Source organism: uncultured Ruminococcus sp. (assembly GCF_934476685.1).
Classification (GTDB): domain Bacteria; phylum Bacillota; class Clostridia; order Oscillospirales; family Ruminococcaceae; genus Hominimerdicola.
The window spans coordinates 1-8,669 of record NZ_CAKSNX010000027.1; the positions used below are offsets into that span (position 1 = coordinate 1).

Annotated in this window: 3 protein-coding genes and 2 CRISPR repeat arrays; of the genes, 1 reads left to right on the forward strand and 2 read right to left on the reverse strand. The window is 43.3% G+C overall.

Going from position 1 to position 8,669, the window contains the following annotated elements:
• Positions 1 to 35: 35 nt before the first annotated feature.
• Together atpE and Q0E19_RS11460 are read right to left on the reverse strand one after the other, a co-directional pair.
• Positions 36 to 260, reverse strand: a complete 225-nt coding sequence (gene atpE / locus Q0E19_RS11455; protein ID WP_294409663.1) for an ATP synthase F0 subunit C — start codon at positions 258 to 260, stop codon at positions 36 to 38.
• Positions 261 to 267: 7 nt separating this feature from the next.
• Positions 268 to 960, reverse strand: coding sequence for a F0F1 ATP synthase subunit A (locus tag Q0E19_RS11460; protein ID WP_294409661.1), 693 nt, complete (start codon positions 958 to 960; stop codon positions 268 to 270).
• Between the two features lie 355 nt (positions 961 to 1,315).
• On the opposite strand from Q0E19_RS11460, the gene Q0E19_RS11465 reads away from it, so the two are divergent.
• Positions 1,316 to 2,233, forward strand: coding sequence for a LysR family transcriptional regulator (locus Q0E19_RS11465; protein ID WP_294409662.1), 918 nt, complete (start codon positions 1,316 to 1,318; stop codon positions 2,231 to 2,233).
• A 79-nt stretch (positions 2,234 to 2,312) separates the two neighbouring features.
• A CRISPR array of direct repeats spans positions 2,313 to 3,406; the repeat unit is 31 nt; unit sequence TTTCAATCAACACTCCCACGAAGGGAGTGAC.
• Positions 3,407 to 3,476: 70 nt separating this feature from the next.
• A CRISPR array of direct repeats spans positions 3,477 to 8,624; the repeat unit is 31 nt; unit sequence TTTCAATCAACACTCCCACGAAGGGAGTGAC.
• The last annotated feature ends 45 nt before the right edge of the window (positions 8,625 to 8,669 follow it).

An 8,669-nucleotide genomic window follows, 5' to 3' on the forward strand; every position in this document is an offset into this window, starting at 1 on the left:
TAGCTACTAACATTTTTTACTCTTCCTTTCCGTATTTATTTAAGTACAAAGATTATCAGAAACGCAATGATAAGTCCGTAGATCGCTGTTGCCTCCGCAAGGGCGCAGCCTAAGATAAGTGAACTTCTTATATCTTTCTTTGCCTCAGGCTGTCTTGCAATAGACTCTGTTGCCTTTCCTGTGGCGATTCCTATTCCCACGCCTGCTCCTATTCCTGTAAATACGGCGATAGCCGCTCCGATTGCTACTAACATGATAATACCTCCATTATTCGTCTTCTATGGCTTCGTTGATGTAAAGCGATGTCAGGAATACGAAAACATATGCCTGAATAAATCCGTCAAAAATATCGAAATACGCTGACAATGCAACTGGGATAAACAGCGGACAAACAACTTTTATCATTTCCATTATAATAAATGACGCAAGCACGTTTCCGAAAAGTCGCATACAAAGTGAAAGCGGCTTTATCGCAACTTCCATTATATTAAGCGGCGTGATTATCGCAACAGGCTGTGTAAATCCTTTCAGCCAGCCTTTTGCGCCCTTTGCCCTTATGCCTGCATATTCCACAAGGATTATGCTCATTATCGCAAGTGCGGCAGTAACATTAAGGTCCTTAGTCGGCGGTACAAGACCGAAAAGTCCGATTATGTTGGAAAAACCTATGAATATAATGACAGTCGCCATATATGGGAAATACTGCATTCCCTTTTCCCCAAGCTGTTCTTTGAAAAAGTTTCTGAGGAAGCCTATAAATGATTCCAGCAGCATTTGTTTCCTGTCGGGGACAAGTTTAAGATTTCTCGTCAGCAGTATGGACGCCAGAACAAGCACAGCCATAATGATCCAAGTGACAACACACGATTCGGGAACAGGTATGCCCCCGAAGATCGGGATCCTGAAAGCGATCTTATTTTCCATTGCCTCGCTGATCGCCTGAGATATTTTCTCTATCATTTTATGTACCCTCCTTTCAAGCATTACTGAATTATATTCAAAAAAAATAAACCAATAGAATAACCGTCTGCAACAGGATATGACTATACCTTTTTATAGCATTTACCCCTGCTGTTACAATCACCATTGATTTAATATAAGCTTAAATTAAATTTATCTTTTGGAATTTTTACATAAATTTCTCTTGTGTTTTTTGTACAAGTATATTATAATATAGTTGCAACCATTTGTCAAATACATATTTTCTATTACTATCATACATTTATGCTATGTTTATCGTAACATCATACAAAAAACAAACCGCAGTTTTGTGCGGTTTACCATATAGAAATTTCAGCGAAAGGACACAGAAAAAATGAGTGAAGTCAATTTCGAGCATTACAAGATATTTTACTATGCCGCAAAATTTCAGAACATAACCACAGCCGCAAACTATCTTTTTCTTTCACAGCCCAGCGTGAGCCGCTGCATAAAAAATCTGGAGGACGAGCTTGGCTGCAAGCTTTTTGTCCGTTCAAAAAAGGGTGTTGAACTTACCGCAGGCGGACATATACTGTACAAACACATATCAATAGCCTGCCGTCATATATTCTCCGCCGAGGAAGAAATAAATCTTATGAACGACAATGAATCTGCCATAATAAGGATAGGCGGAAGTGCAGTTGCTCTTCAAAGCTTTCTGATAGAACGAATAGTGTATTTTCACAAGCTTTACCCAAAGATACAGATAAAGATAGACACAATGTCAACCCCTGACGCCATTGAAGCTCTGAAATCAAATCTTATAGACGCAGCAGTAGTTACCTCCCCTTTTGCAAACCGAGAAGGACTTACCATAAGGACTATAAGGGAATTACAGGATATCGTTATAGCAGGCAGCGACTATGAACATCTCCGTGACAAAGAGATATCACTTCAGGAGCTTGCGAAATATCCACTGATATGCCTTAACAGCACCACAACTACAAGACATTATCTTGATATGCTTTTCGGTCAGCACAATATCCTGCTCCGACCTGCGATCGAGCTTACCACAATAAACTTTGTAATGCCAATGGTAAAGAACAATCTCGGCATAGGATTTATTCAGAAAAGGATAGCACAGGCAGACATAGACGCAGGAGATGTTTTCCAGATAAAAACAAAAGAAGCTATCCCACCGAGAAAAATATGCGCCGTGACCTGCACAAAATACCCCATCTCCACCGCAGTTCAGAAATTTATCGACGTTATAATGGAGAAGGAAAAATCCGCCGAAACAACAGCACCGTAAATGCCATAAATAATGATGACCTAGCAAGTCCAGTGTATAAATGTTGCACTGGGCTTGTTTTGTTGGAGTTTATATGCAATTTCAATTAGTACGCCCACATAGGGAGTGACTGCGTAGGTATTTGTCAACACACTCTGGACATTGTTCTTTCAATCAACACTCCCACGAAGGGAGTGACCAAGCACCGATAGTTAATTTCTTGTGTCCTTGACCATTTCAATCAACACTCCCACGAAGGGAGTGACGCAATTCTTGTTCAACAATGCACAAGATAGCAGCATTTCAATCAACACTCCCACGAAGGGAGTGACAAAAACGACGACATTTTTACAAGATAATATATAAAATTTCAATCAACACTCCCACGAAGGGAGTGACGAGCGCTGCTATTACAGCAATTCTTGGGGAGCTTGATTTCAATCAACACTCCCACGAAGGGAGTGACCGGCGAAAGATATGTAACAGGCTCAGAGTATTTTACATTTCAATCAACACTCCCACGAAGGGAGTGACGTTCATCCGCAATTAATATGCAATATAGTCCTTATATTTCAATCAACACTCCCACGAAGGGAGTGACTGCCTATCGACAAATACAATGGCAAAGCTTCAAATTTCAATCAACACTCCCACGAAGGGAGTGACCCTCGCCGTTGCGGTCAAAATCGTCGAGCGGCTATTTCAATCAACACTCCCACGAAGGGAGTGACTATACGGACTTGCCGTTTGAGCCGTCACCCAAAAGATTTCAATCAACACTCCCACGAAGGGAGTGACAAGAAGCTGTATTAAATGATCTATGCTGTGAGCTGATTTCAATCAACACTCCCACGAAGGGAGTGACTTTTATATCGGCACAGACGGCGCAGATTTTTGTCTTTCAATCAACACTCCCACGAAGGGAGTGACAATTAATCTTTTGTATCAACGTTGACATTGACGCTTTCAATCAACACTCCCACGAATGGAGTGACCACTTTGAAACGATACAACGAGCTACTATGTAGGACTTTCAATCAACACTCCCACGAAGGGAGTGACATTATTTGAGGCGGAGGCAGAAAAAAGCACCGCACTTTCAATCAACACTCCCACGAAGGGAGTGACATGTTCTTTACCCTTGTAATCTTGCAGACGTAAACTTTCAATCAACACTCCCACGAAGGGAGTGACTCAATTTCGCTTGCGCTAGAATTTTCTGAAAAACTTTCAAAGATATGAGGGGCTTGTACTTCGGGGTCACTTTCAATCAACACTCCCACGAAGGGAGTGACGGGCAGACCCCCGAGGTGGATAGCGGTCTTAGTCCCTTTCAATCAACACTCCCACGAAGGGAGTGACGGCTTTCGGTAACTGGGTCGGAAATTTCAAACGCTTTCAATCAACACTCCCACGAAGGGAGTGACAATGGCTAAAACAAAACTAACAAAGCGACAAATTCTTTCAATCAACACTCCCACGAAGGGAGTGACACAGTACGGTTAATGATGTTTTTACAGGTAAGCACTTTCAATCAACACTCCCACGAAGGGAGTGACAAGCAGACCACGTTTGAAAAATGCCCACGGATTTCTTTCAATCAACACTCCCACGAAGGGAGTGACATGCAATCGTTGTTAATGGCGATGTCCTTAATGGTCTTTCAATCAACACTCCCACGAAGGGAGTGACTCAAATCGTTCATTTTCAGAATGCTCCTTTTGCATCTTTCAATCAACACTCCCACGAAGGGAGTGACCTTGTTGTCTGCATAAACGTAGAACCTTCGGAAGACTTTCAATCAACACTCCCACGAAGGGAGTGACTGATTGACAAGACAACAAAGGTCAAATTCTCAAACTTTCAATCAACACTCCCACGAAGGGAGTGACGACGTGCAGGAAGAAATCAATAAAAAGCTTGATCTTTCAATCAACACTCCCACGAAGGGAGTGACTAGCGGCAGTAGTAAAGGGATATTATCGCGGACTTCTTTCAATCAACACTCCCACGAAGGGAGTGACTCGTCCTCTGCAAGTCCACAGTTCACAAACTCTGCTTTCAATCAACACTCCCACGAAGGGAGTGACCCCTTGAGGACAGGATCAAGGCGGTCACGGAAGCGCTTTCAATCAACACTCCCACGAAGGGAGTGACCTTTGCAATGCCCGCAGAACACTTTACCGGTCACTTTCAATCAACACTCCCACGAAGGGAGTGACCGATTGAGGTCAGGGCGAATCAAAAAAACGGAAAACTTTCAATCAACACTCCCACGAAGGGAGTGACAGTGTTGATTAAGATCCAGCCGCTGGACCACTGGCTTTCAATCAACACTCCCACGAAGGGAGTGACATCGAGGGTATCGCAAAGTTCCTCGTATATATCGAATTTCAATCAACACTCCCACGAAGGGAGTGACTGCTCTTCATCTGTAACATCGTATATCGCATAATATTTCAATCAACACTCCCACGAAGGGAGTGACATGAAACAACTACAAATACAACATCAAAATTAAATATTTCAATCAACACTCCCACGAAGGGAGTGACCAATGATAGGAGCGATAAAGATGATAACTAAAAAACTTTCAATCAACACTCCCACGAAGGGAGTGACTTAGCAATTGACTTCGGGCGGAGGCTTGACGATGACTTTCAATCAACACTCCCACGAAGGGAGTGACTAATGTAATTCGGCTCGCCGACAAAAGTCGGAGAACTTTCAATCAACACTCCCACGAAGGGAGTGACCGACTGGGACATAGTTACGATAGTTAGTTGTGGCTCTTTCAATCAACACTCCCACGAAGGGAGTGACTTGGACGTTGGAAACTTTTTTTGCAGTCTAAAATCTTTCAATCAACACTCCCACGAAGGGAGTGACCCTTGTGAGTATGTCAAACCGCCAAAACGCATTAACTTTCAATCAACACTCCCACGAAGGGAGTGACGAAGATATTATAAAGTAAACAGCACCTTGAAAATTCTTTCAATCAACACTCCCACGAAGGGAGTGACCAAGCACCTATTGTTAATTTCTTGTGCCCTTGACTCTTTCAATCAACACTCCCACGAAGGGAGTGACGTTCATGGGTCGCAGAGTTTTAATAGACGGCTTCGCTTTCAATCAACACTCCCACGAAGGGAGTGACATATACCAGTTTGTGATTTATGGCATAATTCAGCTTTCAATCAACACTCCCACGAAGGGAGTGACGGCAGACCCCCCGAGGTGGATAGCGGTCTCAGTCCCTTTCAATCAACACTCCCACGAAGGGAGTGACGCAACTCGTTAATAATTGACGTGTCAACATTAATCTTTCAATCAACACTCCCACGAAGGGAGTGACGACTTTCAAAATCCATAGTATCAATCAAGGTGAGCCTTTCAATCAACACTCCCACGAAGGGAGTGACTACTAATCAGACAACAAACATCAAAAGCTCAACAATTTCAATCAACACTCCCACGAAGGGAGTGACATCTGCGGAAATCATCTGTGATTGACTTATCATCAATTTCAATCAACACTCCCACGAAGGGAGTGACAGGTACTGGGCTTGCGGTGGGATAACGTTGACTTTATTTCAATCAACACTCCCACGAAGGGAGTGACCCGTTGATCTGATACATATAGCTTGACAAATCACATTTCAATCAACACTCCCACGAAGGGAGTGACATACTTTAGGCATAGCAAGATTTTTAGATAAAAAATTTCAATCAACACTCCCACGAAGGGAGTGACACCGGCGCTTAATAGGATTCGGCGGCTGTTTTATGATTTCAATCAACACTCCCACGAAGGGAGTGACGAGCGGAGCGCAGGGGCGAGGGGGAGCAGAGCGATTTCAATCAACACTCCCACGAAGGGAGTGACGGCGAGAGCGCCCATGGGCGAGGTATAAGATTATATTTCAATCAACACTCCCACGAAGGGAGTGACAACCAATCTACAGGCGCAGACTCTGGATATAATACATTTCAATCAACACTCCCACGAAGGGAGTGACTGGATTACGGTATGCGCATCGGGGACGTTCTGAATTTCAATCAACACTCCCACGAAGGGAGTGACGATATTCCCTGCGGTCAATAAGGTGGCAGGATATATTTCAATCAACACTCCCACGAAGGGAGTGACGGAGCCGTTATTCATGGCTATTGCATTTTTAACAGATTTCAATCAACACTCCCACGAAGGGAGTGACCCTGTACCAAAATTTATGCAAAAGGAGCATTCTGATTTCAATCAACACTCCCACGAAGGGAGTGACGTTTTTCTGATTCTCGATTATAGTCGAATAGTCGATTTCAATCAACACTCCCACGAAGGGAGTGACTTTTTTTGTGTAATTATGTAGTCGGTGTTTTTTTATTTCAATCAACACTCCCACGAAGGGAGTGACCTCATTCTGTCTTACCTCCTTTAAGTCCTGCAATATTTCAATCAACACTCCCACGAAGGGAGTGACCAAAAAAAGATTTTTAGAAAAATCGTCGCCGTTATATTTCAATCAACACTCCCACGAAGGGAGTGACGTTGAGCTGCTTAACAATGACACAGGCGACTTGCTATTTCAATCAACACTCCCACGAAGGGAGTGACGTTGAGCTGCTTAACAATGACACAGGCGACTTGCTATTTCAATCAACACTCCCACGAAGGGAGTGACAACTTGTCCTCAGTAAGCCGCTTAAACTCTCTGCTATTTCAATCAACACTCCCACGAAGGGAGTGACGTAAAACAGGACGGCATATGCGAAAGATATAAAGTATTTCAATCAACACTCCCACGAAGGGAGTGACATGCAGCTATTATCCAGGCAAAAAGCCGAGAAATAATTTCAATCAACACTCCCACGAAGGGAGTGACCCTCCATTTTATTAACTATTTGTCTGTCTTGTGTTATTTCAATCAACACTCCCACGAAGGGAGTGACTGTATACGGATTTTAGGCAAGTCATTTTCAAAAAATTTCAATCAACACTCCCACGAAGGGAGTGACGCAGCGCCGCTCCGAGTTCTCGCATAGGCTGAGAATTTCAATCAACACTCCCACGAAGGGAGTGACTGTCGGCAATCTTCATTCCCTCGTCGTACTTCTATTTCAATCAACACTCCCACGAAGGGAGTGACGCGTTGAGGGGCTATCTCGTTATTTCTGCAAAGGCGATTTCAATCAACACTCCCACGAAGGGAGTGACTGCTCGGGTCTATTCCTGCACTTAACACAGCGATAGATTTCAATCAACACTCCCACGAAGGGAGTGACTAAGACCTGTTGTCTTAATTTTTAGGGGGGTAATATTTCAATCAACACTCCCACGAAGGGAGTGACTGCGTCAGTAGTTAAGGGATATTATAGAGGCTTAATTTCAATCAACACTCCCACGAAGGGAGTGACCCGGCGCAAGTAAGACAAGGCAGATTTACCATTCACATTTCAATCAACACTCCCACGAAGGGAGTGACAAGGTCAACTGTAAATGTAGAAAAAGTTATAATATTTCAATCAACACTCCCACGAAGGGAGTGACGCGAAATGATTAACAAGCACTTTGATTTTATCATATTTCAATCAACACTCCCACGAAGGGAGTGACACGTGATGATGTTAAAACTATCACAAAAAAATTGAATTTCAATCAACACTCCCACGAAGGGAGTGACAGGCGGCACAGGTGGGGCGGTGGAGCTTTAAAGAGATTTCAATCAACACTCCCACGAAGGGAGTGACGAGCGGCTACCGCCTACACTCCACGTCCTCTGCATTTCAATCAACACTCCCACGAAGGGAGTGACTCATCACCAGTTGTAAAACCTTTATCACCACCAGTTATTTCAATCAACACTCCCACGAAGGGAGTGACTCAAGAGATGTTACACGATCTTCAAAGATATTTATTTCAATCAACACTCCCACGAAGGGAGTGACTACGGACTTGTTTTAGCGGTAAACGAGATCTCAATTTCAATCAACACTCCCACGAAGGGAGTGACTTAAGTATTACGAGCGAGGAGTGTTGACCGAAGAATTTCAATCAACACTCCCACGAAGGGAGTGACAATATTATCGGGAGGGTAAAAAAAATGAACAAAAAATTTCAATCAACACTCCCACGAAGGGAGTGACATTTATATAAAACAAAAAAAGGGGCGTTTTTTTGTATTTCAATCAACACTCCCACGAAGGGAGTGACCAAGGGCTGCGTTGTAAAAGACCCATATTTTGAGCATTTCAATCAACACTCCCACGAAGGGAGTGACCTATGTACTTTGTAATATAAAAAGCAAAAGCATTCATTTCAATCAACACTCCCACGAAGGGAGTGACCTTTGGTAGAGTGGGCGGTGTTTCTTTTTTTATGTATTTCAATCAACACTCCCACGAAGGGAGTGACAACCAATCTACAGGCGCAGACTCTGGATATAATACATTTCAATCA

Bases quoted from the DNA above. Each gene is read 5' to 3' on its own strand.
- Q0E19_RS11460 (WP_294409661.1), bottom strand. From the start codon at position 960: ATGATAGAGAAAATATCTCAGGCGATCAGCGAGGCAATGGAAAATAAG.
- Q0E19_RS11465 (WP_294409662.1), top strand. From the start codon at position 1,316: ATGAGTGAAGTCAATTTCGAGCATTACAAGATATTTTACTATGCCGCA.